Annotated in this window: 24 protein-coding genes and 1 tRNA gene; 13 read left to right on the top strand and 12 right to left on the bottom strand. The window is 57.3% G+C overall.

The window, feature by feature from the left end:
- Positions 1-12: 12 nt before the first annotated feature.
- Complete coding sequence (gene tesA / locus M989_RS19560; RefSeq protein WP_157093579.1) at positions 13-645, bottom strand: multifunctional acyl-CoA thioesterase I/protease I/lysophospholipase L1; 633 nt, start codon at positions 643-645, stop codon at positions 13-15.
- On the opposite strand from tesA, the gene ybbA reads away from it, so the two are divergent.
- The 8 genes from ybbA (at position 613) to M989_RS19600 (ending at position 10884) form a co-directional block, all read left to right on the top strand.
- Complete coding sequence (gene ybbA / locus M989_RS19565; RefSeq protein WP_064548049.1) at positions 613-1299, top strand: putative ABC transporter ATP-binding protein YbbA; 687 nt, start codon at positions 613-615, stop codon at positions 1297-1299. The genes tesA and ybbA overlap by 33 nt on opposite strands.
- The gene (ybbP, locus tag M989_RS19570) at positions 1296-3710 is read left to right on the top strand and encodes a putative ABC transporter permease subunit YbbP (protein WP_064548052.1); all 2415 of its coding nucleotides are present in this window, start codon (positions 1296-1298) and stop codon (positions 3708-3710) included. Before ybbA ends, ybbP begins: the two co-directional genes overlap by 4 nt.
- Before the next feature lie 236 nt (positions 3711-3946).
- Positions 3947-5089 carry a porin gene (locus M989_RS19575; protein ID WP_064548054.1) on the top strand — a complete coding sequence of 381 codons (1143 nt, stop codon included), beginning with the start codon at positions 3947-3949 and terminating at the stop codon, positions 5087-5089.
- A 413-nt stretch (positions 5090-5502) separates the two neighbouring features.
- A complete protein-coding gene (locus M989_RS19580) occupies positions 5503-7095 on the top strand; it encodes an ABC transporter substrate-binding protein (protein WP_064548056.1) in 1593 nt (530 codons plus the stop codon).
- Between the two features lie 55 nt (positions 7096-7150).
- Positions 7151-8095: an ABC transporter permease gene (locus M989_RS19585; RefSeq protein ID WP_064548058.1), complete on the top strand. Its 945-nt coding sequence runs from the start codon at positions 7151-7153 to the stop codon at positions 8093-8095.
- A 5-nt stretch (positions 8096-8100) separates the two neighbouring features.
- A complete protein-coding gene (locus M989_RS19590; RefSeq protein ID WP_064548060.1) occupies positions 8101-8946 on the top strand; it encodes an ABC transporter permease in 846 nt (281 codons plus the stop codon).
- Positions 8939-9916: an ABC transporter ATP-binding protein gene (locus M989_RS19595; RefSeq protein ID WP_064548062.1), complete on the top strand. Its 978-nt coding sequence runs from the start codon at positions 8939-8941 to the stop codon at positions 9914-9916. The genes M989_RS19590 and M989_RS19595 overlap by 8 nt, the downstream gene beginning before the upstream one ends.
- Positions 9913-10884, top strand: coding sequence for an ABC transporter ATP-binding protein (locus tag M989_RS19600; protein WP_064548064.1), 972 nt, complete (start codon positions 9913-9915; stop codon positions 10882-10884). The genes M989_RS19595 and M989_RS19600 overlap by 4 nt, the downstream gene beginning before the upstream one ends.
- Here M989_RS19600 and mnmH read toward each other — a convergent pair.
- From mnmH to ppiB, 5 genes are all read right to left on the bottom strand, one after another.
- On the bottom strand, positions 10881-11969 hold the full coding sequence (gene mnmH / locus M989_RS19605; RefSeq protein ID WP_064548066.1) for a tRNA 2-selenouridine(34) synthase MnmH: 1089 nt from the start codon (positions 11967-11969) through the stop codon (positions 10881-10883). The two genes, M989_RS19600 and mnmH, sit on opposite strands and share 4 nt — an antisense overlap.
- Before the next feature lie 106 nt (positions 11970-12075).
- Entirely contained in the window at positions 12076-13143 is a 1068-nt protein-coding gene (gene purK / locus M989_RS19610; protein ID WP_064548068.1) for a 5-(carboxyamino)imidazole ribonucleotide synthase, read from the bottom strand.
- On the bottom strand, positions 13140-13649 hold the full coding sequence (gene purE / locus M989_RS19615; RefSeq protein WP_064548070.1) for a 5-(carboxyamino)imidazole ribonucleotide mutase: 510 nt from the start codon (positions 13647-13649) through the stop codon (positions 13140-13142). The genes purK and purE overlap by 4 nt, the downstream gene beginning before the upstream one ends.
- A gap of 119 nt (positions 13650-13768) precedes the next feature.
- Positions 13769-14491, bottom strand: coding sequence for a UDP-2,3-diacylglucosamine diphosphatase (gene lpxH, locus M989_RS19620; RefSeq protein WP_064548072.1), 723 nt, complete (start codon positions 14489-14491; stop codon positions 13769-13771).
- Between the two features lie 3 nt (positions 14492-14494).
- Positions 14495-14989 (bottom strand): peptidylprolyl isomerase B, encoded by a 495-nt coding sequence (ppiB, locus tag M989_RS19625; protein ID WP_064548074.1) that lies wholly within the window; start codon positions 14987-14989, stop codon positions 14495-14497.
- A 185-nt stretch (positions 14990-15174) separates the two neighbouring features.
- On the opposite strand from ppiB, the gene cysS reads away from it, so the two are divergent.
- Positions 15175-16560: a cysteine--tRNA ligase gene (gene cysS, locus M989_RS19630; protein WP_064548076.1), complete on the top strand. Its 1386-nt coding sequence runs from the start codon at positions 15175-15177 to the stop codon at positions 16558-16560.
- Positions 16561-16665: 105 nt separating this feature from the next.
- Here cysS and M989_RS19635 read toward each other — a convergent pair whose 3' ends face one another.
- The 3 genes from M989_RS19635 to folD all read right to left on the bottom strand — a co-directional run bounded on the left by M989_RS19635 (position 16666) and on the right by folD (position 18398).
- Complete coding sequence (locus M989_RS19635) at positions 16666-17187, bottom strand: metal-dependent hydrolase (RefSeq protein WP_064548078.1); 522 nt, start codon at positions 17185-17187, stop codon at positions 16666-16668.
- A 130-nt stretch (positions 17188-17317) separates the two neighbouring features.
- A complete protein-coding gene (ybcJ, locus tag M989_RS19640; protein WP_061497011.1) occupies positions 17318-17530 on the bottom strand; it encodes a ribosome-associated protein YbcJ in 213 nt (70 codons plus the stop codon).
- A gap of 1 nt (position 17531) precedes the next feature.
- Entirely contained in the window at positions 17532-18398 is an 867-nt protein-coding gene (gene folD / locus M989_RS19645) for a bifunctional methylenetetrahydrofolate dehydrogenase/methenyltetrahydrofolate cyclohydrolase FolD (protein ID WP_064548080.1), read from the bottom strand.
- 253 nt (positions 18399-18651) lie between these two features.
- On the opposite strand from folD, the gene M989_RS19650 reads away from it, so the two are divergent.
- A tRNA-Arg gene (locus M989_RS19650) sits at positions 18652-18728 on the top strand.
- Positions 18729-18862: 134 nt separating this feature from the next.
- Complete coding sequence (gene sbmC, locus M989_RS19655) at positions 18863-19333, top strand: DNA gyrase inhibitor SbmC (protein WP_064548082.1); 471 nt, start codon at positions 18863-18865, stop codon at positions 19331-19333.
- Positions 19334-19385: 52 nt separating this feature from the next.
- Here sbmC and M989_RS19660 read toward each other — a convergent pair whose 3' ends face one another.
- Positions 19386-20219: a DMT family transporter gene (locus tag M989_RS19660; protein WP_083965180.1), complete on the bottom strand. Its 834-nt coding sequence runs from the start codon at positions 20217-20219 to the stop codon at positions 19386-19388.
- A gap of 303 nt (positions 20220-20522) precedes the next feature.
- Here M989_RS19660 and pheP point away from each other — a divergent pair, with 303 nt between their 5' ends.
- Both pheP and M989_RS19670 read left to right on the top strand, forming a co-directional pair.
- On the top strand, positions 20523-21914 hold the full coding sequence (gene pheP / locus M989_RS19665) for a phenylalanine transporter (protein WP_064548084.1): 1392 nt from the start codon (positions 20523-20525) through the stop codon (positions 21912-21914).
- 249 nt (positions 21915-22163) lie between these two features.
- Entirely contained in the window at positions 22164-23144 is a 981-nt protein-coding gene (locus M989_RS19670; protein ID WP_064548086.1) for a LacI family DNA-binding transcriptional regulator, read from the top strand.
- A 6-nt stretch (positions 23145-23150) separates the two neighbouring features.
- Here the strand turns inward: M989_RS19670 and M989_RS19675 are convergent, their stop codons facing one another.
- Positions 23151-24392 (bottom strand): mechanosensitive ion channel family protein, encoded by a 1242-nt coding sequence (locus tag M989_RS19675; RefSeq protein ID WP_064548089.1) that lies wholly within the window; start codon positions 24390-24392, stop codon positions 23151-23153.
- A 77-nt stretch (positions 24393-24469) separates the two neighbouring features.
- Complete coding sequence (locus M989_RS19680; RefSeq protein ID WP_064548091.1) at positions 24470-25897, bottom strand: MFS transporter; 1428 nt, start codon at positions 25895-25897, stop codon at positions 24470-24472.
- Positions 25898-26002 lie beyond the last annotated feature (105 nt).

A 26002-nucleotide genomic window follows, 5' to 3' on the forward strand; every position in this document is an offset into this window, starting at 1 on the left:
GAAGACACCGCTTTACTTTCCGGCGTCGTGATTAACTAATGGAGCCAGACGTGTCGCCATCCAGTCGGCAATAAACGGCTGGGCGTCACGGTTGGGATGAATGCCATCATCCTGCATCCACTGCGGTTTAAGGTAGACCTCTTCCATAAAGAAGGGCAGCAGTGGAATAGTGAATTCGCTGGCGAGCTTCGGATAAACCGCGCTAAACGCCTCATTATAGCGGCGTCCGTAGTTTGCGGGCAGACGAATTTGCATTAACAGCGGCTGGACGTTAGCGGCTTTGACCTGCTGCAAAACGGTGCGCAGGGTCTGTTCGATCTGCTGCGGTGGAAATCCACGCAGGCCGTCGTTGCCGCCAAGCTCGACCAGCACCCAGCGCGGCTGGTGCTGTTTCAGCAACGCGGGCAGGCGCGCCAGCCCCTGCTGGGCGGTGTCGCCGCTGATGCTGCCGTTGATGACCGTGATTTCAGGATGCCACTTTTCGTTGAGTAGGGCAGGCCAGGCGGCAGTGCCCGCCATGCGATAGCCCGCGCTCAGGCTATCGCCAAGAACTAACAGCGTGTCCGCCGCCGCGGCGCGAAGGCTAAACAGCATTAAAAACAGGAAAGGCAAATGCCAGCGGAAAACGTACTTGAAGTGCATCATCTTAAGAAATCCGTCGGTCAGGGGGAGCATGAGCTTTCCATCCTTACCGGAGTTAACCTGATTGTCAAACCGGCGCAAACCCTTGCTTTAATTGGCGAGTCGGGTTCCGGCAAGTCGACGCTGCTGGCAATTCTTGCCGGGCTGGACGATGGCAGCAGCGGCACGGTGAAGCTGTTAGGCCAGCCGCTGGATAACATGGACGAAGAGGCACGGGCGCGCCTGCGCGCTCAGCATATTGGTTTTGTTTTTCAATCTTTTATGTTGATACCGACCCTCAACGCGCTGGAAAACGTCGAGCTACCGGCGCTGCTGCGCGGTGAAAGCGACGCGCAAAGCCGACAGGGGGCAAAAGCGCTGCTGGAACAGCTGGGGCTTGGCAAGCGTCTACAGCATCTTCCCGCCCAGCTTTCCGGCGGCGAGCAGCAGCGCGTGGCGCTGGCCCGCGCGTTTAACGGTCGCCCGGATTTGCTGTTCGCCGATGAGCCAACCGGTAACCTCGACCGCCATACCGGCGACAAAATTGCCGACCTGCTGTTTTCGCTCAACCGCGAACACGGCACCACGCTGATTCTGGTTACCCATGACGCTCAGTTGGCCGCACGCTGTGACCGTCGTCTGCGTCTGGTCGACGGGCAGCTCCGGGAGGAAGCATGATTCTACGCTGGTTCTGGCGAGAATGGCGTTCGCCGTCGCTGCTGATTGTCTGGCTGGCGTTAAGCCTGGCGGTGGCCTGCGTGCTGGCGCTGGGCAGCATCAGCGACCGAATGGACAAGGGGCTTAATCAGCAAAGCCGTGAATATATGGCGGGCGACCGGGTGCTGCGCAGCTCGCGTGAAGTGCCGCGCGAATGGCTGGAAAAAGCCCGTGCGCTGGGGCTGACGGTGGGCGAACAGATTAATTTCTCCACCATGACCTGGGCGGGCGATACCCCGCAGCTGGCGGATGTGAAGGCGGTAGACGATAGCTACCCGCTGTATGGCGTTCTGGAAACCACGCCGGCCAGCCTGAAGCCCGCCGCCGGAACGGTATTGTTGGCACCGCGTCTGCTGGCGCTGCTGAACCTGAAGACCGGCGACAATATCGATGTTGGCGATGCCACGCTGCGCATCGCCGGGGAAATTGTGCAGGAACCGGATGGCGGCTTCAATCCGTTCCAGATGGCTCCGCGCCTGATGATGAATCTGGCCGACGTGGCGAAAACCGGCGCGGTGCAGCCCGGTAGCCGGGTGAGCTGGCGCTATATGTTTGCTGGCAACGCGGCGCAGCTGGCGAGCTATGAAAGCTGGCTATTACCGCAGCTAAAACCTGAGAACCGCTGGATCGGGCCGGATCAGGACGACGGCGCGTTGGGCAAATCGTTGCAGCGTTCCCAGCAATTTTTACTTTTGTCGGCATTGCTGACGCTGCTGCTGGCGGTGGCTGCCGTGGCGGTGGCGATGGGGCACTACTGCCGCAGCCGCTACGATCTGGTGGCCATCCTCAAAACGCTGGGGGCAGGGCGCGCGCAGCTGCGTAAGCTGATTATCGGCCAGTGGCTGCTGTTGCTGGCGCTCTCCGCGCTGGCGGGCGGCGCGATGGGGCTACTGTTTGAATCTATCCTGCTGACTTTGCTGAAACCGGTGCTGCCTGCGGCGCTGCCCGCCGCCAGCGCCTGGCCGTGGCTGTGGGCAGTGGGGTCGATGACGGTGATTTCCCTACTGGTGGGACTGCGCCCGTACCGATTGCTGCTGGCGACTCAACCGCTGCGCGTACTGCGCCAGGATATTGTCGCCAACGTCTGGCCGCTAAAAATTTACCTTCCGCTGGTGAGCGTGGTCACTGTCCTGCTGCTCGCCTGGCTGATGGGCGGCAGCCCGCTGCTGTGGTCTGTGCTGGCTGGGGCGGTGGTGTTGGCGGCGCTGTGCGGCCTGGTGGGCTGGCTGCTGCTGAAGGTTCTGAAACGCCTGACCTTGCGCGCGCTGCCGCTGCGTCTGGGGGTGAACCGCCTGCTGCGTCAACCGTGGTCGACGCTGAGCCAGCTGGCGGCTTTCTCGCTGTCGTTTATGCTGTTGGCGCTGCTGCTGGTGCTGCGCGGCGATCTGCTGGATCGTTGGCAACAGCAGTTGCCGCCGGACAGCCCAAACTATTTCCTGATCAATATCGCGCCTGAGCAGGTCAGTGAGGTGAAAACGTTCCTTGCCGAGCATCAGGTGATCCCGGCGGCGTTCTACCCGATTGTCCGCGCGCGGCTGACCCAGATTAACGGTCAGAGTACCGAAGGCAATAAGGATGAGTCGCTCAACCGCGAGCTGAACCTGACCTGGCAAAACCAGCGACCGGCGCATAACCCGCTGGTGGCCGGAAGCTGGCCGCCAAAGGCCGGGGAGGTCTCGATTGAAGAGGGATTGGCGCAGCGCTTAAAGATTCGTCTCGGCGATAGCGTCACTTTTACCGGCGACACTCAGGACTTCACCGCGAAGGTGAGCAGTATTCGTAAAGTTGACTGGGAAAGCCTGCGGCCAAACTTCTTTTTTATCTTCCCGGACGGCGCGCTGGACGGTCAGCCGCAGAGTTGGCTGACCAGCTTCCGCTGGGATCGCGGCAACACGCTGTTGACGCAGCTTAACCGCGAGTTCCCGACGGTCAGCCTGCTGGATATTGGCGCGATATTAAAGCAGATCGGCCAGGTGCTGGCCCAGGTCAGCCGTGCGCTGGAGGTGATGGTGGTGCTGGTGACCGCCTGCGGCGTGCTGCTGCTGTTAGCGCAGGTGCAGGTGGGGATGCGTCAACGTCATCAGGAGCTGGTGGTGTATCGCACCCTCGGGGCCGGAAAATCGCTGCTGCGAATGACGCTGTGGGCCGAGTTTGCGCTGCTGGGGGCGATTTCCGGCCTGGTGGCGGCCATCGGTGCCGAAACCGCGCTGGCAATGCTGCAAACTCACGTGTTTGATTTCCCGTGGTCGCCGGACTGGCGTTTGTGGGTATCGCTGCCGTTGTGCGGGGCGTTCCTGCTGTCGCTGTGCGGCGGCGGTTTAGGCCTGCGCCTGTTGAAGGGGCGGGCGTTGTTTCGCCAGTTCTCAAGTTAATTCTACCCTGACGTTACCCGGCGGAGCGCTGCAATGCCGGGTAACCACCACCACGCTTCCTCGCTTCTCGTCGAAATCGCTCATCCTTTCATCACGTTGCCTGTTTTACGGCACCTTTCGGTAATTCTGGAAACCTAAAGCGCACGTTTCATTAAAAATCAGCGAGGTGGAATTTATTAATAAACGATAAGATTTGTCAGCCAGATAGTTGGCTATAAATCTATCAAGGAAAAATAATGACTATAAAAATGAAAGCACTGGCGTTATCGATCGGTGCTGCAGTGGCTTTAACGTCTTTCGCATCCCTGGCTGAAATTACCCTGCTCAAGCAGGATCCGCAGGCCGGGAACCCGCTTAGCCGTCTGAACTTCACCGTGGGCGGGAGTATTCGTCCGCAGTTCAACATGATGACCGGCGATGGTGACAAAGGCTCTTACAAACGTAACGGTTTCGACGGCGGCACGCGTTTCCGCTTCGCCGCGGATTACTACCTGTTCGATGACATTAGCTGGATAAGCTACTACGAACTGGGTGTGAACATTCCGGCGCTCTTCGACTGGGATAACCACTACGCTGAAGGCGCCAACGACACGACTCGTCGTATGCTCTACACCGGCCTGAAGAGCGATACCTGGGGTACGCTGACCTTCGGTCAACAGAACAGCATCTACTACGATGTGGTCGGCGCGAAAACCGATATCTGGGACTATGACATGATTGGTCAGGCGCCGGGTAACGGTATCAACGGCGACTACGATGGTTCTTATCGTACCCGTAAGTCACTGAAGTATAAGAAAACCGTAGGCGATGTGGATCTCTACGCCTCTTACCTGTTCAGCGATGATTTGAACCTCAACAACGGTCTGCTGTACAAACGTAAAGGCGGCGGTTCACTGGGTGTGGATTACCATATCACCGACGACCTCTCCTGGGGTACGGCATGGAACTATACCCGTGCTGATATGAATACCACCTACAACCACGACGGCAAAACTTACGATCAGAACATTGTGGGTACAGCGCTGAGCTGGACGCCGGAAAACTGGACGTTCTCCGTTGGCGGCGGCTGGTATCAGAACTTTATGACAACCAAAAAATCTTCCGTTCACGATTACTTCGCGGGCGATGCGTGGGGTATTGAATACTTCGCGGGCTACAAAATCCCGGTGGGCCAGTACGCGCTTAAATCCGTTCAGCCATACTTTATGGGTGACCGTATTGAATACGTGAATGGTCGCAACTACCAGCGCATCGATAACGGCGTGGGTATCAGCTTCCAGCTGGATTATGGTTTCCGCGTGGACTACGAACACGTGTTTACCTCCAGCACCGACGACCTGGGTGATATGAACCTGGTCCGTCTGCGTTACGATTTCTAATCGTCAAAAGGGCGGCCTTGCCGCCCTTTGCTTAGTCTATTTTTATCTTTCCTTAGTTAAATAACATCTAACTCCCGCCACGCTTCCCGCTTTTTTGTTACACATCAGCTGGTTATAATCCCCAGCGTTTATTTTCCTGTTTTTATTCGTTTTTCATGGCATTCAGCGGAATTATCTTCTTGATAATGCTGGCTTTATTTTTGCGCTGTTGGAAGTGTGAACAGATTGGCAAAGTGAATAGAATTCAATTGCCTGGCAATGATTGTACGGGCAAATATAGCGCGTTAAAAATAAAACAGGGTGCAAATAAAATCCTGCGTAATGAAAAGGTTGTGAAATATCTTAAATGCGCCAGTCCAGTTATTTATTTCTTTGAAAGAATTAAAAATTTAAGGGTAAGGAGTTAATGAGGTATGCGTAAGTTATTTGTTCCTGCGGCGTTAATTTCACTGGCGTTGGGTTTAAGCGGCTGTGATGATGCAAAAAATAAAGAAACCGCCGCGGCCCCTGCGGCCAGCAGCGACAGCGCGCCGAAAGAGGGCGGTTCGCTGATTATCGGTATTACCAGCGGCGATCCGCTGGCGGTGAACCCGATTTATGCCAGCGATCGCACAACCCTCACCATTATGCAGGCGTTGTACGCGCCGCTCTACAGCTACAACGACGGGAAAGTCGAGTGGGGCCTGGCTGAAAGCCTTGAGCCTTCCGCCGATAACCTCAGCTATACCCTGAAGCTCAAACCCAATCTGAAATGGCAGGACGGCCAGCCAATCACCGCCGACGATGTGGTCTTCACCTTCAACAAACTGCTGGATGAAAAGCAGCACAGCTTCTTCCGCAGCATGTTTATGTTCGGCGGCAAGCCGGTGCAGGTGAGCAAGGTCGATGATTTAACGGTGAAATTTACGTTGCCGCAGGTGAGCGCCGCGTTCGTTGGCACGCTGGTGCAGATCTACCCGATCCCGCAGCACGTGTTCGCTAACGAAAGCGATCTGGAAAAAAGCGCGAAAAACGATGCGCCGGTAGGCTCCGGGCCGTTCAAATTTAAAGAGTACCGCGCCGGTCAGTACTACGCGCTTACCCGCTTTGACGACTACTGGAACGGCAAAGCGAAGCTCGATTCAGTGACCTATCGCTTTGCGAAAGACAGCAACTCGGCAAACCTTGCGCTGCAAAACGGCGAGATCAACCTGAAGATGGTCGACCCGCAGGACGTCACCCGCCTGCAAAAAACCGATAAATTTAACTTCGTGATCTACCCGGAAGGGCGTCTGGCTTACATGACCTTTAACCAGAACGTACCGGCGATGCAGAGCAAAGCTCTGCGCCAGGCCATTGCCTATGCCATCAACAAAAACGATCTGGTGACAACGGCCTTCACGTCGCTGGACTATGCGAAACCGGCAACCTCATTCCTGACGCCGGACACGCTGTACCATTCTGACGATGTGGATCAGTATGCTTACGATCTGGATAAGGCGAAAGCGCTGCTGAAATCGTCCGGCGCGCCGAACGACCTGAAGCTGCGTTTAGCCTATATCAACACCAACAAAACCCAGGAGAGCATGGGGCTGTACATCCAGCAGCAGCTGAAAGCGCTGGGGATCAACGTCGAGCTGATGCCGCTGGACGCCAACGCCATGTCCCAGCGCAGCCTGGACATGAACAACACCGCCTACGAACTGAGCCTGGGCGGTTACATCATGGGTGCCGAGCCGGATGGCTACAAATCGCTGTTTATGAGCAACGAAGCCTACAACTACGCGCACTATAAAAATCCGCAGTTCGATGCCCTGTGGGATAAAGGCGCGATTGAAACCGATAGCGCCAAACGCGGTGAAATCTATAAGCAAATCCAACAGGTGGTGGCGACGGACATGACCTACTACCCGATTGCCTACACCAACGCGGTGGTGGCGGTAGATAAACGTTTCGGCGGCACTCAGGAAGCAGAGCCGAAGCCGGTTTATATGTTCCAGGATTTATCGAAGCTCTATCAAAAGTAAGCATTTTTAGCCCCCGCTTGCGGGGGCTTTTTGTGAAGGGAATGTCGTGAACACTATGTTGACTCGTCGGCTGCTGCAACTGCTGCCGATGCTTTTCTTTATCTCGCTGGTGGCGTTTTTGCTGGTCAAACTCGCCCCGGGTGACCCGGTCGCGGCCTACATTACGCCGCGCATGTCGCCGGAAGACATTGCGCATATCCGCCACAGCCTGGGGCTGGATAAACCGCTGATCGCTCAGTATCTCATCTGGCTGAAAAATATCCTGCGTGGCGATCTGGGCTATTCGCTGATATACCATCGCCCGGTGCTGGAGATGATTGTCGAACGGATCCCCGCCACCCTTGGCCTGATGGGCGCATCGCTGCTGTTGGCTATCGTCCTGGCGGTGCCGCTGGGACTGCTGGCCGGGGCATTTAAGCACCGCTGGCTGGACTACGTGCTGAACCTGTTTGCCTATATCGGCATTTCGGTACCCATTTTCTGGTTTGGTATCCTGCTGATTACCGTGTTTGCCGTCCAGCTAAACTGGTTTCCCAGTATGGGGATGCGCACTATCGGCATTGAGGATAGCTGGCTGGACGTGGTGCGCCACGGCGTGTTGCCGTGCATTGCGCTGACTTTTTACAATCTCTCGACTTACGTTCGTTACGTACGATCCAACACCATTAGCCAGCTCTCGGCGGATTATGTACAAACGCAGCTCGCCTATGGGGCGACCTATCGCACTATTCTGTTCCGTCACGTGCTGAAAAACGTGCTGCTGCCGGTGATTACCCTGTTTGGCCTGTCGTTTGGCGAGCTGGTGGTCGGGGCCTATGTCACCGAGAGCGTCTTCTCGTGGCCGGGAATGGGGCTGCTCGGGATCCAGGCGATCGCCTCGCTGGACTACCCGCTGATCATGGCGATTATCCTGCTGTCGTCACTGATGCTGATCGTTGGCAACCTGCTGGCCGATCTGCTGTATGGCTTCGCCGATCCCCGCATTCGTACATTGAGGTAGCCACGATGACCAGACGCTGGCAAAACGTACGCCATCAGCTTCGCCGCAATCGCCCGGCGCAGTTTTCGCTGCTGGTACTGTTTATTTTTATTCTCGCGGCGCTGTGCGCGGGATTGACCCCTTACGACCCGGACCAGATGTCGCTGGCCTCGCGGATGCTGCCGCCCGATGCCAGCCATTGGTTCGGCACCGATGAATATGGCCGCGACTATTTTACCCGCGCGCTGTGGGGCGGGCGGATTTCCCTGCTGGTCGGCTTCCTGGCGATGCTGTTTTCGACGCTGATCGGCACGCTGGTGGGGACGATGAGCGGCTACTTTGGCGGCTGGCTGGATAATTTGCTGATGCGCGCCGTCGATATCCTGATGGCAATTCCCGCTTTCTTCCTGCTGCTGGTACTGAACGCCTATCTGAAGCCGGGCGTGGACAACATCATTCTGATTATCAGCCTGCTAACGTGGATGAACATGTCGCGGCTGGTGCGGGCGGAAACGCTGTCTATCAAGGAGCGTGAATATGTCCTCTACGCGCGCGCTTCCGGCGAAAATCCGCTGCGCATTATTGCCCGCCATATCATTCCCGGCGTGCTGCCGACGATTATCGTGGCTGCCACGCTAAACATCGCTTCGGCAATCCTGATGGAGTCGACGCTGAGCTTCCTTGGCCTCGGCGTACAGCAGCCGGCGGCATCGTGGGGCAGTATGCTGAACAACGCGCAGTCGTATATTGGCGAGGCGTCGTGGCTGGCGATCTTCCCTGGGATTCTGATTCTGCTGACCGTGTTCAGCTTTAACGTGCTGGGCGACGTATTTCGCACCGCCTTTGAACCGGGAGCCAACCGCGATGAGTAACCTGCTGGAACTTGAAAACCTGCACACCTCCTTCTTCACCCGAGACGGTGAAGTACATGCGGTGCGTGGCGTCAGTTTTTCGTTGAAGGCCGGAGAACTGGTCGGCATTGTCGGAGAATCCGGATGCGGTAAGAGCGTCACCTGTAAATCGATTCTCCAGCTGCTGGGCAATAATGGCAAAATTACCGGCGGCAGCATTCGCTTTCGCGGCGATGACCTGGCGGAGAAAACGCCGCAGCAGATGCGGCGGATTCGCGGCAGTGAGATTGCGATGATTTTCCAGGACCCGATGACGGCGCTGAATCCGGTGCTGACCATTGGCCGCCAGATGAGCGAAATTCTGATGCGCAATCAGGGGCTGGACCGCCGGGCGGCGAAAGCGAAAGCGCTGGCGATGCTCGATAGCGTCGGTATCGCCGATGCGGCGCGACGCTTTGAACAGTATCCGCATGAGTTCAGCGGCGGGATGCGTCAGCGCGTGATGATTGCCATTGCGCTCTCCTGTCACCCGCAGCTGTTGATTGCCGATGAGCCCACCACCGCGCTGGATGTGACCATTCAGGCGCAAATTCTCCGGCTGCTGAAGTCGCTACAGCAACAGACGCAGACCGCTATCCTGCTGATCACCCACGACCTTGGCGTGGTAGCGCAAATGTGCAGCCGCGTGGTGGTGATGTACGGCGGGCAGGTGATGGAAGAGGGGAAGGTTGAAGATATCTTCCTGCGCCCGGCGCATCCCTATACGCAAGGGCTGCTGGCCTCCTTACCGCGTGCCGATGACCCGGAACATCGGCTATCGCCTATTGAAGGCTCCCCGCCCGGCCTGTTAAACCCGCCGCCGGGCTGCCCGTTTGCCGAGCGTTGCGCGCATCGTCGGCCCCAGTGTGCGCGTCCGCCCGCATTTTATTCCTGCGGTGAAGGGCATCGGGTGGCATGTTGGTTATGGCTGGAACAGGAGGCATCGGCATGAGCGAGTTACCGTTAATTCGTCTGCGCGAGGTACGTAAACACTATGCGCTGAACGGCGGGTTGTTAGGCCCCAAACGGCTGGTGAAAGCGGTGGATGGCGTCAGCTTTGATATTCAGCCGGGGGAGACATTCGGCCTGGTGGGGGAGTCCGGCTGCGGCAAATCGACGGTCGGGCGCGCTATTTTACGCCTGTTCGACATTACCTCCGGCGACATTGCCTTTGCCGGGCAGGAGATTGCCCATGCGTCGGAGAAAACCCTTAAGCCGCTACGCCGCCGGATGCAGGCGATATTTCAGGACCCGTGGTCGTCGCTGAATCCCGGCATGACGGTGCAGCAGCTGGTGGCGGAGCCGATGAAGATTCATGGCTATGATGCGCAGACCCAGCGTGAACGTGCGGCGGAAATGCTCGACAAAGTCGGCCTGAAATCCGAGCATCTGACGCGCTTTCCGCATGAGTTTAGCGGCGGCCAGCGCCAGCGTATCAGCATTGCCCGCGCGTTGTCGGTGAATCCGGAGTTTGTGCTGTGCGATGAACCGCTGTCGGCGCTGGACGTATCGGTGCAGGCGCAGGTGGTCAATATCCTGCAGGATCTCCAGCAGGAGCTGGGGCTAACCTATCTGTTTATTGCCCACGATCTGTCGATGGTACGGCATATTTCCAGCCGCATTGGGGTGATGTATCTCGGGAAACTGGTCGAAGTTGCCCCTGCCGGTGAACTGTATCAGCGGCCCGCGCACCCGTATACCCAGGCGCTGCTGGCGTCGGTACCGGCGCCAGACCCGCGCGTGCGGCAACTGGAGGAAGGCGGATTGAAGGGCGAGATTCCTAGTCCGACGGCGGACATTCGCGGCTGCCGATTTTGCAGCCGCTGCCCGCACGTCATGCCGCAGTGCCAGCAGCAGGAGCCGCCGATGCAGGAGATCGCGCCGCGGCACTTTGCGGCCTGCTGGCTATTTAAGGTTTAAGCGTGTGTAGCCAGCCAGTGGACGACCGATTCCGATGTGCCGCGAAAGACAATCTTGTCGGCTTTTTTCTCTAGCTGATAGCGGTACATCGGGTCGTAATACTCGTTCAGCAGCGGCACCAGCCAGGCGAAGTGCGCTTCGGTGGAGCCGCTGCGCTGCTGTTCGGCCAGCGCCTCGTCGAGCGTCGCGGTCAGTTCAGCAAAGCGCTGTAACCCCAGACGACGGCGAATGGCGTACAGGCCGTGATGCAGATATTCGCAGTACTCCAGCCAGCCCTTTTCTTCACCGTAGGCGGCGAGGAAATCGTGATGCATACGGGTGAAATACTCTTCACGCAGGCGCTCAAGACGCAGATCGAACGGATCTTCCACTACCGCGATCGGCGACTCAGCCATCCGATCCCGCAGACATTCCGGCAGATGATTCGCGCCGATCATCCGGCCTTCATCTTCCAGCACCCAGCGAACGCGCTCTTGTTGATGTGCGCCTTTGAGCAGCGCCGTGGCGAGATGATTCTCAAAGGTGGCCTGTGAAAACTGAGCATCAAGCGTGCGGCCAAACGATGAACCGCGATGATGCGCCAGCCCTTCAAGGTCGATCCCCTGCGGCTGCTGGCGGACCAGCGGCGTTTTGCCGTTGCCGGTGCAGCCGCCGATCAGCACGATCGGATGGCGCGCCAGATCTTCCGTGGCCTGTATCGCCGCCTGACGCAGCGCCTTGTAGCCGCCGACGATCAGCGGATAGTCAATGCCTTCGGCCTTAATCCAGCTTTGTGTGATATGCGAACGCTGCCCGCCGCGCGCGCAGCACAGATAGCCCTGCGGCGCCTGGCGACAGGCCTCCAGCCACGCGGCGATACGCCGCTGGCGCGTTTCGCCTGAGACCAGTTCGTGCCCCAGCGCCAGCGCGGCTTCCGGCCCCTGACGTTTATAGCAGGTACCAACGGCAGCGCGTTCCTGATCGTTCATCAACGGCAGGTTGACGGCGGCGGGCATCGCGCCCTGTGCAAACTCAACCGGCGCGCGAACGTCAATGATGGGCGTTTCTGCGCGCAGAATAGCGCAGTAATCCGTCCCATTTTTCATGGGCAATCCTTCTCTAACAAAGTGGGGGTAAGGCGGTCAGGGCAGGATTTTACGCTTCAAGGAGGGGGCCGGGGAAGCGTTAGATACTTTCCCCGGCACGAAAGGCCTATTTCAGACGCGTTTGCGCCCAGGCAATGCCGCTGGCGTATTCGCCCGGCAGCAGCGGTACCAGCGCTTCCAGCGTCGCGCTCAGGCGGCCCGTGTCGCTGTCGTTGAGGTTAAGATGGCCTACCTTACGGCCCGGCCGTACCTCTTTGTCATACCAGTGCAGGTGCACCAGCGGCAGTTTCAGCCAGTCGTAGTTCAGATCGGTGCCAATCAGGTTGACCATCACCGACGGGCTGTTAACCACCGGTGGCGGCAGCGGCAGGTCGGTAATGGCGCGCAGGTGTAGCTCGAACTGGCTGATGGACGCACCGTTTTGCGTCCAGTGGCCGCTGTTGTGCACGCGGGGCGCCAGCTCGTTGATCAGCAAACCGCCCGGGGTGACGAAGCACTCCATCGCCATTACGCCAACGTAGTTCAGCTCCTGCATAATGGCGCTTAGCATGGCTTCCGCCTGCGCCTGCTGCTGGGCATCGGCCTGCGGGAAGGCGACGCTCATGCGCAGAATGCCGTCCTGATGGAGGTTATGCGTCAGCGGATAGAACACGGTGCTACCGTCGTGGGCACGGGCGCCAACCAGCGACACTTCGCCGGAGAAGTTAATGCCCTGCTCGACGATGCATTCGCCATAGCACTCTTCCGGCAGCTGCGCGGTGTCGTCTTTGCGCAGACGCCACTGGCCGCGACCATCGTAGCCGCCGGTACGGCGCTTGACGATCGCCAGTTCGCCCAGACGGTCAAAAACGCCCGGCCACTCATCGGCGCTGGCCAGCAGTTGCCACGGCGCGGTTGCCAGACTGAGCTTGTCGAACAGCTGCTTTTGCGTCAGACGGTCGGCAATGATCGGGAAAACGTCACGGTTCACAAACGCGGTGTGCTCTGCCAGCTCACGAGTGAGGGCGGTTTCCGGCCAGCGCTCAATTTCAGCGGTGATCACACTCTGCTGAAACGGCACGGCGGCCGGGTCGGCTTCTAAACCAACCGGCCAGACGGCAATACCCAGCGGCTCACCGGCCTGGCGCAGCATGCGACCTAGCTGCCCGTTGCCGAGCACGCAGACCTGCTTCATGCGGCACCTCGCGGGTCCGGGTTATCCAGCACTTCATCGGTTTGCGCTTTACGCCAGTCGGCGAGGCGCTGATGCAGTTCCGCATCGTGCTGTGCCAGAATTTGCGCGGCGAGCAGGGCGGCGTTAGCGGCGCCGGCTTTACCAATCGCCAGCGTACCGACAGGAATTCCGCGCGGCATCTGCACGATGGAGTAGAGGCTATCGACACCGCTTAACGCGGCGCTCTGAACCGGCACGCCCAGCACCGGAACCAGCGTTTTGGCGGCAATCATTCCGGGTAAATGCGCAGCGCCGCCCGCACCGGCAATAATCACCTGATAACCGTTGCTTTCGGCGTCTTCGGCGAAGCTGAACAGTTTATCGGGCGTGCGGTGGGCGGAAACCACTTCAACATGGTGAGGAACATTCAGAATATCGAGGATTTCTGCGGCGAACTGCATGGTAGCCCAGTCGCTTTTGGACCCCATCACGATGGCGATACGTGCCGGATTATTGCGGGAAGACATGCGTCTGAAAACTCCTGTGGGTGTGCTGCACACGACGTTAGAGGCCACAGAGAATAACACGGAAAATGGGCAAGGAAAACGGTTGCGTCGCCGTGAGGCGGCTGATTACGGCGGAAAAATCAAAACGGGAAGGCGATCAGCTCAACGTCTTCCGCGGTTACTTTCACCATTGAACCCTGGGTATGCCATGCGCCGAGCACCACGCGATGCGCCTGCGCGCCGTTAGCCACCAGACGATGGATATCCGGACGGTGCGTATGGCCGTGAATCAGCCACTGTACCCGGTGTTTTTCCATCACTTCAACCACCGCCCGCGGGTTGACGTCCATGATCTCCATGGATTTACTGCTGTTGGCGGCCTTGCTGTCATTACGCATCTTCTGCGCAATACGGCGGCGAATAAACAGCGGCAGGGCGAGGAACAGGGTCTGGATCCATGGGGTGTGTACTTTGGCGCGAAACGCGAGATAGCCCGGATCGTCGGTACATAGCGTGTCGCCGTGCATAATGAGCACCCGGCGGCCATAAAGCGTGAGCACCTGTTCTTCAGGCAGTAGCTGCATGCCGCTCTCGCGGGCAAAGCGTTTGCCGATCAGGAAATCACGGTTGCCGTGAATAAAGAAGCAGGGAACGCCGGAATCAACCAGCGATTTCATGGCCGCAGCCATTTCACGATGCAGCGGGTTGGGGTCGTCGTCGCCAATCCAGGCTTCAAACAGGTCGCCCAGGATGTACAGCGCGTCGGCCTGGCGAGCTTCACCGTGCAGAAAACGCAGAAAACCGGCGGTAATCGCCGGTTCTTCCGTTTGCAGATGCAAATCTGCAATAAAGAGTGTTGCCACCGATTACTCGCTGACGGTCACGCTTGTAATCACAACGTCTTCTTTTGGAACGTCCTGATGCATACCGCTGCGGCCGGTAGAAACACCTTTGATCTTGTCGACCACGTCCATGCCTTCAACCACTTCAGCAAATACGCAGTAGCCCCAACCCTGCAGGCTTTCGCCGGAGAAGTTCAGGAAGTCGTTGTCTGCTACGTTGATGAAGAACTGAGCGGTCGCAGAGTGCGGAGCCTGGGTACGCGCCATCGCCAGCGTGCCACGGGTGTTTTTCAGACCGTTGTTCGCTTCGTTTTTGATCGCTTCTTTGGTGGTTTTCTGCTTCATGCCCGGCTCAAAGCCGCCGCCCTGAATCATGAAACCGTTGATAACACGGTGGAAAATCGTGTTGTTGTAGAAACCTTCGCGGCAGTAGTCCAGGAAGTTTTTGACTGTTTCCGGCGCTTTGTCGTCGAAGGTTTTGATGACGATGTCGCCGTGATTAGTGTGGAAAGTAACCATTTCTGCATCCTGTTCCGTTTAGAGTGGTGCTTTAGCCCGCCTGTAGGCGGCATATAGGCGTCTGTTATAGCATAACCCGGAACATCGATCACCTTGCATTGTGTGCTGCTTCCGGGTTGAATTACGGGTAGAATATACCGTTTCAGGCGAAAGCCCGGTTCACACACGTAAACATGGAATTCTCGATGCTAAAAATCTTCAACACAATGACCCGCCAAAAAGAGGAATTTAAGCCCATTCATGCAGGAGTTGTGGGCATGTACGTGTGTGGTATCACCGTTTACGATCTCTGTCATATCGGCCATGGCCGTACCTTCGTCTCCTTTGACGTGGTGGCGCGTTATCTGCGTTTCCTCGGCTATAAGCTGAAGTACGTGCGCAACATTACCGATATTGACGACAAAATTATCAAACGCGCCAACGAGAACGGTGAGAGCTTTGTCGCGCTGGTGGATCGTATGATCGCCGAGATGCACAGCGATTTCGACGCGCTGAATATTCTGCGTCCGGATCAGGAGCCGCGCGCCACGCACCATATCCACGAAATCATCGAAATCACCGAGCAGCTGATCGCTAAAGGTCACGCCTACGTGGCGGACAACGGCGACGTGATGTTCTCGGTGCCGACCGATCCAAACTACGGCAAGCTGTCGCGTCAGGATCTGGAACAGCTCCAGGCCGGTGCCCGCGTCGACGTGGTTGACGTGAAGCGTAATCCGATGGACTTCGTGCTGTGGAAGATGTCCAAAGAAGGCGAACCGAGCTGGCCGTCCCCGTGGGGCGAAGGCCGTCCGGGCTGGCACATTGAATGTTCCGCGATGAACTGCAAGCAGTTGGGCAACCATTTCGATATTCACGGCGGCGGTTCAGATCTGATGTTCCCGCACCATGAAAACGAAATCGCCCAGTCTACCTGCGCGCACGACGGCGAGTACGTGAACTACTGGATGCACTCCGGCATGGTGATGGTTGACCGCGAAAAGATGTCAAAATCGCTGGGTAACTTCTTTACCGTGCGCGACGTGCTCAAGTACTACGACGCTGAAACCATCCGTTATTTCCTGATGTCCGGCCACTACCGTAGCCAGCTGAACTACAGCGAAGAGAACCTAAAGCAGGCGCGTTCCGCGCTGGAGCGTCTGTACACCGCGCTGCGCGGTACCGACAAATCCGTCCCGGCGGCGGGTGGTGAAGCGTTCGAAGCGCGCTTTATTGAAGCAATGGACGACGATTTCAATACCCCGGAAGCCTACTCCGTGCTGTTCGATATGGCGCGTGAAGTGAACCGTCTGAAAGCCGAAGATGCGCACGCGGCCAACGCGCTGGCGTCGCATATGCGTAAGCTTTCCGCCGTGCTGGGTCTGCTTGAGCAGGAGCCGGAAGCTTTCCTGCAAAGCGGCGCGCAGGCGGATGATGGTGAAGTCGCGGAAATTGAAGCGTTAATCCAGCAGCGTCTGGACGCGCGTAAGGCGAAAGACTGGGCGGCTGCCGACGCCGCGCGTGACCGTCTCAACGAGATGGGTATCGTGCTGGAAGACGGCCCGCAGGGCACGACCTGGCGCCGTAAGTAAGCGTTATCCCCTCTCTCCGCTGGGGAGAGGGGATTTCCGCCTCTGTAATCCTTCCATAAACGCCCTCATCAGCGCGTCGTATAGCCCACTGCTGCGTTTTTAAAACTACCGTCTCCGCCACCATAGCCAGGTCATAATGACGACCCCCGGCAGCCACACCCAGAGAAGCTCAGAGATAATCACCTGATGCCCGTAAGGCGTGTCGTAGCGAGACAGCGCAAACGGCGCGACCTTAATCACCTGCCACGGTGCGAAAAAACGTTCATCTGACCACGGCCACAGCCATCCAACGCCTTTGCCGCCGGTGGTAATAGAATCCAGCAGGCTGTGAGACAGCAGCGAAACGGTGAGAAAAAGCCAGCAGCGCATCAGTCCCGCGCCGAACCATCGTCGGCCAACCAGTACGCAGATCAACGGTACGACAAAGGCGAAAAGCAACGAGTGGGTAAAGCCTCGATGGCCAAAAATATTGCCGTAGGCGATACCGAATTTGAAAGCGAGCACGTCGGCGTCGGGCAGCATCGCTAGCGCCATACCCGCAAACAGCAAACGTGGAGGAATAACGCGAGCGCCTAATCCTAAACCAAGGCACAGCGGAACGGCGGCGTGGGTGACGATTGTTGGCATCGGGAGTCCATGTTAGCAGAGGAAATACAGAGTATTACCGCTGAACTGGGAAGATGCAGTAGGGCGTTAGTCCGAATTTTGCGGGGGATAAAACCCGGCGTCGACTGGCGAAGCCGGGTAGCTGGCAGGGTTAAGCGGTAACGGTGATGCTCTGGCCTTCAAAACTGACGGTTTGACCCGCGACAATTTTGCAGCGTTTGCGGGTTTCCACCGCGCCGTCCACTTTGACCAGACCGTCGGCGATGGCGATTTTCGCCTGCGCGCCGCTTTCGCTCCAGCCTTCCAGCTTCAGTAAGTCACAGAGTTCCACATGCGGATGCTTACCCAAAGAAAATGTTGCCATCTTATGCCTTCTCCACGTCGTGATACTCTTCACACGCCTGTAAGGTGTTTTCAATCAGGGTGGCCACGGTCATAGGACCGACGCCGCCCGGTACTGGGGTGATGTAGGACGCGCGCGCGGCGGCTTCTTCAAACACCACATCGCCGACGACTTTACCGCTTTCGAGGCGATTAATCCCGACATCAATGACGATAGCGCCTTCTTTAATCCACTCGCCAGGAATAAAGCCCGGTTTACCGACCGCAACGATCAGCAGATCGGCGTGCTCTACGTGGTGACGCAGATTTTTGGTAAAGCGGTGAGTGACGGTGGTGGTACAGCCGGCCAGCAGCAGCTCCATGCTCATCGGGCGGCCCACGATGTTGGACGCGCCAATCACCACGGCGTTCAGGCCATAGGTGTCGATATGGTAGCGCTCCAGCAGGGTAACGATACCGCGCGGGGTACACGGACGCAGGCGCGGCGCACGCTGGCACAGACGGCCCACGTTGTACGGATGGAAGCCGTCGACGTCTTTGTCCGGGGCGATGCGCTCAAGAACCTTAACGTTATCAATACCCGCCGGCAGCGGAAGTTGCACCAGAATACCGTCGATGGTGGTATCGGCGTTCAATGTGTCAATCAGCGTCAGCAGTTCGGCTTCAGACGTGGTTTCCGGCAGATCGTAGGAGCGGGAGACGAAGCCCACTTCTTCGCAGGCTTTGCGCTTGCTGCCGACATAAATTTGTGAGGCCGGGTTGCTGCCAACCAGCACAACGGCTAGCCCAGGGGCGCGTTTTCCTGCTGCAACGCGCGCCTTCACTTTTTCCGCAACCTCAGAGCGCACCTGCTGCGCAATCGTTTTACCGTCAATAATCTTTGCTGCCATCAGGGAAAATATTCCATCTGTCATTCACGAAGGGGGGATGCACATATTTTGTCAGATGCGAGGCTTGCTGTCAGGTTTCGTTTGCGAGTTTTCATCGGAAAGTGTTTTTGCCGAAGAGTTGAGCGATAGTTGGTCGCACTTTATCCATCATTGCGCACCGAGCAGGTTTCGCAAGGAAATGGATTGACTCACCTGTCAGTGACCGTATAATTCCACGCGTTTCACCCCACCATGAAGTTTTGACTTCCCCAGTGCGCCCTTAGCTCAGTTGGATAGAGCAACGACCTTCTAAGTCGTGGGTCACAGGTTCGAATCCTGTAGGGCGTACCATTTTCCAGTTTCCTCTTCCCTTAGTACTCTTAACAAGAGTGCGAATCTGCTCACATATCGATCGCTACCCGTTTGGCTCAAACGAAAAAAGCTCATTATACTGTATAAAATTACAGCATGTTGACGGAGGCGGTATGGAATACGAAGTTAAGCAGATTGCAGCGCGTAAAATTGCCGGTTTTCATATGGTTGGTCCGTGGGAACAGACGGTTAAGCAGGGTTTTGAGCAGTTGATGATGTGGGTTGATGGCCAGCAGATTCCCGCTCGGGAGTGGCTGGCCGTTTACTACGATAATCCGGATGAAGTCCCGGCGGAGAAGCTGCGCTGTGACACCGTGGTATCCGTCGATGACGACTTTGTTATCCCGCCGAACAGCGAGGGGGTCATGATGGCGGAAGTCGCTGGGGGGCTGTACGCCGTCGCCCGTGCGCGGGTTATCGATCACGATTTCTCCACGCCATGGTATCAGTTCTTTGATAGCGTCCTGAAAGATGAAACCCACCGCCTGGCTGCGAAACCATGCTTTGAAATCTACCGTAATAACGGTGCGGAAGACGGCTACTGGGATATTGAAATGTTTGTGGCGCTAGAGCCAAAGGGGTAATGCAAAAACGCCGTGCCGCGTGCTGCTGACTGGCGGCACGCCGGCCCGGCGGTTAATGCTCTCGTCGCCGATCGACGATAATCACCAGCCCAATTCCGGAGAGGGTGATGACGATAGCCAACAGCATCCTCAGGCCCAACGGTTCGCCCATAAAAATCAATCCACCCAGCGCGGCAAGACAGGGCACGCTCAGTTGAAGCGTGCTGGCGGTGGTTGGGCTAAGCCGTGGCAGCAGGGAGTACCAAAGCAGATACGCGCCGCCGGACATCAGCGCCCCGGAGGTGACTGCCAGCACCAGGCCAACGGTATCGACGCGGATGTGCATACCGCTGAGCACAAACACGACCAGCGCTATCGGCACCGCCAGCGCAAAGTTGCCCGCCGTGGCCGCTGCCGCGTTTTTTACCTTTTTGCCGGTAATACAGTAGGCGGCCCAGGCCGCGCCGGAGGCCATCATCAGCAGCGCTGCGCCGCCGGAAGGATGTCCCGCTCCCGGTAATAACAGCAACGCCAGCCCGGTCACCGCGGCCAGCATACCGACGCTTTTTAGCCACGTCAGGCGCTCGCCGCGTATCAGCCCCCAGCCGGTCATCACGCATTGAACCGTTCCGAACAGCAGCAGCGCGCCGGCTGCGGTGGTTAAAGACAGGTAGGCAAGGGAAAAGGCAAAGACGTAAATGGCCAGCAGCGCCGCGTTCAGCACATTGAATTCCGGCCTCGTTTTGATGGCGGGTAACCTCAGGAGTATCAGCAGCGCCACCGCGCCGCTCAGCAAGCGAATGCTGCTGAAAGAGACGGCATCCATATGTATCCCTTTCAGCGCCAGTCGACAGAGCAGCGAGTTGGCGGCGAACGCGGCCATAGTCAGCAGGATTTTAAGCAGCACGAAAGATTCCTCGAAACGCGGTCAGCGGATTATGCCGCAAGCCGTGACATGCCGGGTCATCGTTTTGTGCTCCGCCGATAAGGCGAGCATCTCCCCGTGGCATTGACTTCCCACTGGCGGCGCATGCGCTGAAAGTCCAGGGCCGTGATGAGCGCTAACCCATTGTCATAATAAGGTTATAACATCAGAAGCGCGTGCTTTCAGGGGCTTTTGGCGACGGTATTCCCGCGACTGACAGCCTTGCGACAAGCCGCGCTAAGTGTTAAAAGGTGCCCCTTCCTAAAAAAGCTACAGGGGTTAGACGTGAAAAACGCGTCCTCAGCATCCAGCCAGAATCAACCGGATGCTTCGTCGGAGCAGGGGCCGACGCTTCACCGCGGGTTACAAAACCGTCATATTCAACTCATCGCGCTCGGGGGCGCCATTGGCACCGGCCTGTTTCTTGGCATCGGCCCGGCTATCCAAATGGCTGGCCCTGCGGTGGTGCTGGGTTATGCCATTGCCGGGATCATTGCGTTTCTGATCATGCGCCAGCTTGGCGAGATGGTGGTGGAAGAGCCGGTATCCGGTTCATTTGCCCATTTTGCTTATAAATACTGGGGGCCGTTCGCCGGTTTTCTTTCCGGCTGGAACTATTGGGTCATGTTCGTGCTGGTGGGAATGGCCGAGCTAACCGCCGCCGGAATTTATATGCAGTATTGGCTTCCACACGTGCCGACCTGGATTTGGGCTGCGGGCTTCTTCATTTTGATTAACGCCGTCAACCTGGTGAACGTGCGCCTGTATGGTGAAACCGAGTTCTGGTTCGCGCTGATTAAGGTGCTGGCGATTATCGGCATGATCGGTTTTGGCATCTGGATGCTGTCGACGGGGCGTGGCGGTGAGCATGCGAGCATCGACAACCTCTGGCGTGATGGAGGCTTCCTTGCCACGGGCTGGAAGGGGCTGATTTTGTCGCTGGCGGTGATTATGTTCTCCTTCGGTGGGCTGGAGCTCATTGGCATTACGGCGGCGGAAGCACGCAGCCCGGAAACCACCATCCCGAAAGCGGTTAACCAGGTGGTGTACCGTATCCTGCTGTTCTATATCGGTTCGCTGATTGTGTTGCTGGCGCTCTATCCGTGGCAAGGGATCAAATCAGACAGTAGCCCATTTGTGATGATTTTCCACAATCTGGACAGTAACATGGTGGCATCTGCGCTGAACTTTGTCATTCTGGTGGCTTCACTGTCGGTTTATAACAGCGGCGTGTACTCAAACAGCCGCATGCTGTTTGGCCTCTCCGTGCAGGGCAATGCGCCGCGCTTCCTGACCAAAGTAAGCCGTCGCGGCGTGCCGGTGAATTCGCTGCTGCTCTCTGGCGCGATCACCTCGCTGGTGGTGCTGGTGAACTATCTGCTGCCGCAGAAAGCGTTTGGCCTACTGATGGCGTTGGTGGTGGCCACGCTGCTGCTGAACTGGATCATGATCTGCATGGCGCACCTCAAGTTCCGCGCCGCCATGCGCCGCAAGGGGCGTGAGTCGAAATTCAAAGCGCTGTTTGCGCCTGCCAGCAACTACATTTGCATCGCGTTTTTGCTGATGATCCTTGGTCTCATGTGCACTATGGACGGCATGCGTCTGTCGGCGATTCTGCTGCCGGTGTGGGTGCTGTTCCTGTTTGTTGCCTTCAAAACGCTGCGCCGTAAAGCCTGATAATATCGCCCGGAGGAGGCCAGAGATGCCTCCTTCGGTGTTTCCCCCTCGTCGCTGCGAAGTCTTTCCTCCCGCGTTGTTATCGAGAGCGCTCTGCGCGATCTTGATTTTGTAATCGATTAATTTTTATAAGAAATTATCAACAACAGCGCTGGGTCAGCGTCGAACAATAACCCCGTGCCCGGTACGCCGGGCACGCTTTTTATGGTAGCCTGCACGCAAAGCGTTAACTGCAGGGAACGGCGTTGTATGTCAATTCAGAAAATCGCCCAGTTGGCGGGGGTATCGGTGGCGACCGTGTCGCGGGTGCTTAACAACAGCGATACCGTAAAAGCCAAAAACCGCGAACGGGTGCTTCAGGCGATTAAAGAGAGTAACTATCAGCCTAATCTGTTGGCGCGCCAGCTGCGTACGGCGCGAAGCTCGATGATTCTGGTGATGGTGTCGAATATCGCCAACCCTTTTTGCGCCGAAGTGGTAAAAGGAATTGAAGAGGCCGCGGAAAAGAACGGCTATCGGATTTTACTGTGCAACTCCGGCTCGGATATTGAACGCTCTAAATCAGGCCTGCGACTGCTAACCGGAAAAATGGTCGACGGTATTATCACCATGGACGCCTTCAGTAAGCTGCCGGAGTTAACCACGGTGATCGGTGATGCGCCATGGGTGCAATGTGCGGAATATGCTGATGCGGGCGCGGTCTCCTGCGTGGGGATTAACGATGTCGATGCCGCGGAGCATGCGGTGAGCTATCTCGCGGCGCTGGGGCGTGAGCGGATTGCGTTGATTAACCACGACTTGAGCTACAAGTACGCCCGACTGCGCGAGCAGGGGTACAAAAATGTCCTGCAATCTCAAGGGCTGGCGTTTCACGCTGTCGAGTATGCCAGCGAGCTGAGCGCGGCGGCGGGGAAATTGGCGATGCAAACGTTGCTGGCGATGAACCCGCGCCCGGACGCGGTGTTTGCGGTTTCTGACTCGCTGGCCGCCGGGGCGATTCGCGCCATTGAACAGGCGGGGCTTAAGGTACCGGAAGAGATTGCGGTGGTGGGGTTTGACGGCACGGAACTTGCCGAAATGGTATCGCCGCAGCTGACGACCGTCCAGCAGCCGTCGCGGGAGATCGGCGCCAGAGCGGTCGAACTGCTGCTCAATAAAATCGATAACCCGGACGTGCCTCCGGAGCGGGTGATGCTGGACTGGCGCTTTATTTCACGCGCCAGCGCCTGATTATTGTTACCCGATCGCGCCCGCCAGGGCGCGAATATCATTCCCGGTCGGTGATTGATGAATACGTAAACCAAATTCCTCGACCACGGCAAAGATATGGTCGAAAATATCAGCCTGAATATTTTCATATTCAGCCCATACGACCGTATTGGTAAAGGCGTATATCTCAATCGGCAGACCGTTATTATCCGGCGCAAGCTGGCGTACCATCAGCGTCATATCTTTGCGAATTCGCGGATGGTTGCGAAGATATTCGTTGAGGTAAGCGCGGAAGGTGCCAATATTGGTCATCTTACGCAGATTCAGCACCGAGCCGTCGCCACCGTGCTCCTGATTCCACAGATTAATTTCCTGATGACGCGAGTCCATATACGGTTTCAGCAGCTTCGCCTGAATTAACCGCTGCTGCTCTTGCTCATCAAGAAAATGCACGCTGGTGGTATCAACGTTGATGCTGCGCTTAATTCTTCGGCCACCCGATGCGGACATTCCACTCCAGTTTTTAAACGAGTCAGACACCAGCGACCAGGTCGGAATGGTGGTAATGGTATTATCCCAGTTACGCACTTTGACGGTGGTTAAACCAATATCGGTCACCGCGCCGTCGGCGCCGTATTTCGGCATTTCCAGCCAGTCGCCGAGTTTCAGCATGTCGTTTGCCGAGAGCTGAATTCCTGCCACCAGGCCGAGAATCGGGTCTTTAAACACCAGCATCAACACCGCGGCCATCGCGCCCAGGCCACTTATCAGAATAGCCGGCGATTGCCCCAGCAGCAGGGAGATCATCAGAATGCCAATCAGAATGGCGCTGACCAGCTTCACCCCCTGGAATATCCCTTTGAGCGGCAGCTGCGAAGAGAAAGATAGCTTCTGCGAGAGGTTGAAAATAACGTCCAGCAGCGAGAAGAACGACAGCAGGGCGTAGAGCATGACCCATAGCTGTGCGCCTGTGGTTAATATCTGCGCGGCATCACTGCCTTTTTGCAACCACAGTACGGCCTGCACGTTGACAATAATCCCCTGTAGGGTAAACGCCAGTCGGTGGAAGAGTTTATTCTGCGTGATAATTTGCAGCCACAAATGGCTGCTGGCCTGCGCCCGTTTTTCGAAAGCGCGCAGCACCACCCGATGTAGAATCAGATGAACAATGATGGCAGTGAGAAAAATAATACCAAATATGATGATCAGCGAATTGGTATGGTTTATTTCAATGCCCATCTCTTCGATCTGTGAAATCAGTTCCTGCATAACGTCTCCTGTATAGCCAGCTAATTATAATGGCTGCGCTGGCTATATTATGCAAACAGCTATACAGGAACTTAAGGTTATGACGTCGCGATCGCCGGACTACGGTTTAAGTGATGGCGGAGGCTAACGGCAATAATGGCCAGCAGCAGCATCATCACCGCTTCTACGCCGAGGAAGCCGGTCATCGCATCGGTATAGTTCCCATGATGCCCGCGCGTCAGCGCCAGCAGCAGTGAACCAAACACCGCCGGGCCAAGGCCCAACGTGGCCTGCTGTAGCGTGCTGAGCAGCGCGCTGCCCGCGCCCGCATCGTTGGCGGTAATATCACGCATCCCTACCCGGTAGAAGCAGTTGACGATCAGCGCCTGGCCATAGCCAATCAGCGCCGTCGAGGGCACCAGCGTGAGGGTGGACGTCGCCTGGCCGAAGTGGTGGAACGTCTCCATCAGCAGCAGCAGGCCGCTAATTTGCACGATCAGGCCAGCCACCAGAATGCGTCCCATGCTGTGGCGGGCGATCAGCTTCGGCGCATACATCGCTGAAAGAAAATAGGCGACGCCCAGCGCCACAAAACTGTTGCCTGACTGCCACGGCGCCATGCCGAGACCGGACTGGAGAGTGAGCGCCATGCAGAACATAAAGCCTGACCAGGCGCTGAAAAACAGCAGCGCAATGACCATGCCGAAGCGAATACTGGCAAATTTAAGCAGTCGAGGCGGCAGCAGCGGGTGTTCACCGCGCTGCTCTTTACCCAGCGCGCTGGCCCGCATCCACAGCAACAGTGGGATAATCGCCAGCAACATCAGACGCATCGACCACGGCCAGTGTAGTTCTGGCCCCAGCGCCATCGGGAACAGCAGACAGCAGAGGATCAGGCCCAGGCTAAACGTACCCTGCCAGTCAATGCGCGCGTGCTCATCGCGACGGGTTTCCGGCACGTAGCGGCGGCTGTAGGCCAGCACTAGCAGGCCAATTGGCACGTTGATGAAAAAGGCGTTACGCCAGCCCAGACCGGCGATATCCGCCGACACCAGCCAGCCGCCGAACATCTGCCCGACGATAAACGAGATGCCGCCAATGCCGCCATACAGGCTGATAGCGCGGGCGTGGGCCGTTCCTTTAAGCGTAACGTGCAGTGTGGCGAGGATTTGCGGGACGATCAGCGCCGCGCCTGCGCCCTGTAGAGTGCGTGCGGCCAACAGTGCGGTGATCGAGTTGGCCAAACCGCACAGCAGCGAAGCGAGGCTGAAAATCGCCACGCCCCACATAAACAGCCGACGGCGACCGTAGTTGTCGCCAAGCTTGCTACCCATGGCCAGGCAAACGGCAAACGCCACGCCGTACAGCGCGACGATAAGCTCCAGCTGGGTCGGGCTGGCGTGCAGCGACGCGGTGATTGAGTCGAGGGCGACATTGGTGATCGAGGTATCGATCTGGGGCAACATCAGGCCGGTCAGCAGCAGGAAAAGCCCCGCGCGACCGGGAGAAACAGCAGACGTTTTCATGGTGACTCCATTGCGTCATTCAGCGATTGGACGTAGCATCGCTGATTCAATAAACGGGTACCAGTTCCTGGTTATACTGGTACTGGCACTACCATGCTGGAGATA

Origin of the sequence: Kluyvera georgiana ATCC 51603 (assembly GCF_001654985.1) — a bacterium.
GTDB lineage: Bacteria > Pseudomonadota > Gammaproteobacteria > Enterobacterales > Enterobacteriaceae > Kluyvera > Kluyvera georgiana.

Coding starts and splice junctions, on each gene's coding strand:
- M989_RS19600 (WP_064548064.1), top strand. CDS start 9,913: ATGAGCGAGTTACCGTTAATTCGTCTGCGCGAGGTACGTAAACACTAT.
- tesA (WP_157093579.1), bottom strand. CDS start 645: ATGATGCACTTCAAGTACGTTTTCCGCTGGCATTTGCCTTTCCTGTTT.
- ybcJ (WP_061497011.1), bottom strand. CDS start 17,530: ATGGCAACATTTTCTTTGGGTAAGCATCCGCATGTGGAACTCTGTGAC.
- cysS (WP_064548076.1), top strand. CDS start 15,175: ATGCTAAAAATCTTCAACACAATGACCCGCCAAAAAGAGGAATTTAAG.
- M989_RS19670 (WP_064548086.1), top strand. CDS start 22,164: ATGTCAATTCAGAAAATCGCCCAGTTGGCGGGGGTATCGGTGGCGACC.
- M989_RS19580 (WP_064548056.1), top strand. CDS start 5,503: ATGCGTAAGTTATTTGTTCCTGCGGCGTTAATTTCACTGGCGTTGGGT.
- ybbA (WP_064548049.1), top strand. CDS start 613: ATGCCAGCGGAAAACGTACTTGAAGTGCATCATCTTAAGAAATCCGTC.
- sbmC (WP_064548082.1), top strand. CDS start 18,863: ATGGAATACGAAGTTAAGCAGATTGCAGCGCGTAAAATTGCCGGTTTT.
- ppiB (WP_064548074.1), bottom strand. CDS start 14,989: ATGGTTACTTTCCACACTAATCACGGCGACATCGTCATCAAAACCTTC.
- folD (WP_064548080.1), bottom strand. CDS start 18,398: ATGGCAGCAAAGATTATTGACGGTAAAACGATTGCGCAGCAGGTGCGC.
- M989_RS19595 (WP_064548062.1), top strand. CDS start 8,939: ATGAGTAACCTGCTGGAACTTGAAAACCTGCACACCTCCTTCTTCACC.
- M989_RS19680 (WP_064548091.1), bottom strand. CDS start 25,897: ATGAAAACGTCTGCTGTTTCTCCCGGTCGCGCGGGGCTTTTCCTGCTG.
- ybbP (WP_064548052.1), top strand. CDS start 1,296: ATGATTCTACGCTGGTTCTGGCGAGAATGGCGTTCGCCGTCGCTGCTG.
- M989_RS19590 (WP_064548060.1), top strand. CDS start 8,101: ATGACCAGACGCTGGCAAAACGTACGCCATCAGCTTCGCCGCAATCGC.
- purK (WP_064548068.1), bottom strand. CDS start 13,143: ATGAAGCAGGTCTGCGTGCTCGGCAACGGGCAGCTAGGTCGCATGCTG.
- M989_RS19635 (WP_064548078.1), bottom strand. CDS start 17,187: ATGCCAACAATCGTCACCCACGCCGCCGTTCCGCTGTGCCTTGGTTTA.
- mnmH (WP_064548066.1), bottom strand. CDS start 11,969: ATGAAAAATGGGACGGATTACTGCGCTATTCTGCGCGCAGAAACGCCC.
- M989_RS19585 (WP_064548058.1), top strand. CDS start 7,151: ATGTTGACTCGTCGGCTGCTGCAACTGCTGCCGATGCTTTTCTTTATC.
- M989_RS19675 (WP_064548089.1), bottom strand. CDS start 24,392: ATGCAGGAACTGATTTCACAGATCGAAGAGATGGGCATTGAAATAAAC.
- M989_RS19575 (WP_064548054.1), top strand. CDS start 3,947: ATGACTATAAAAATGAAAGCACTGGCGTTATCGATCGGTGCTGCAGTG.
- purE (WP_064548070.1), bottom strand. CDS start 13,649: ATGTCTTCCCGCAATAATCCGGCACGTATCGCCATCGTGATGGGGTCC.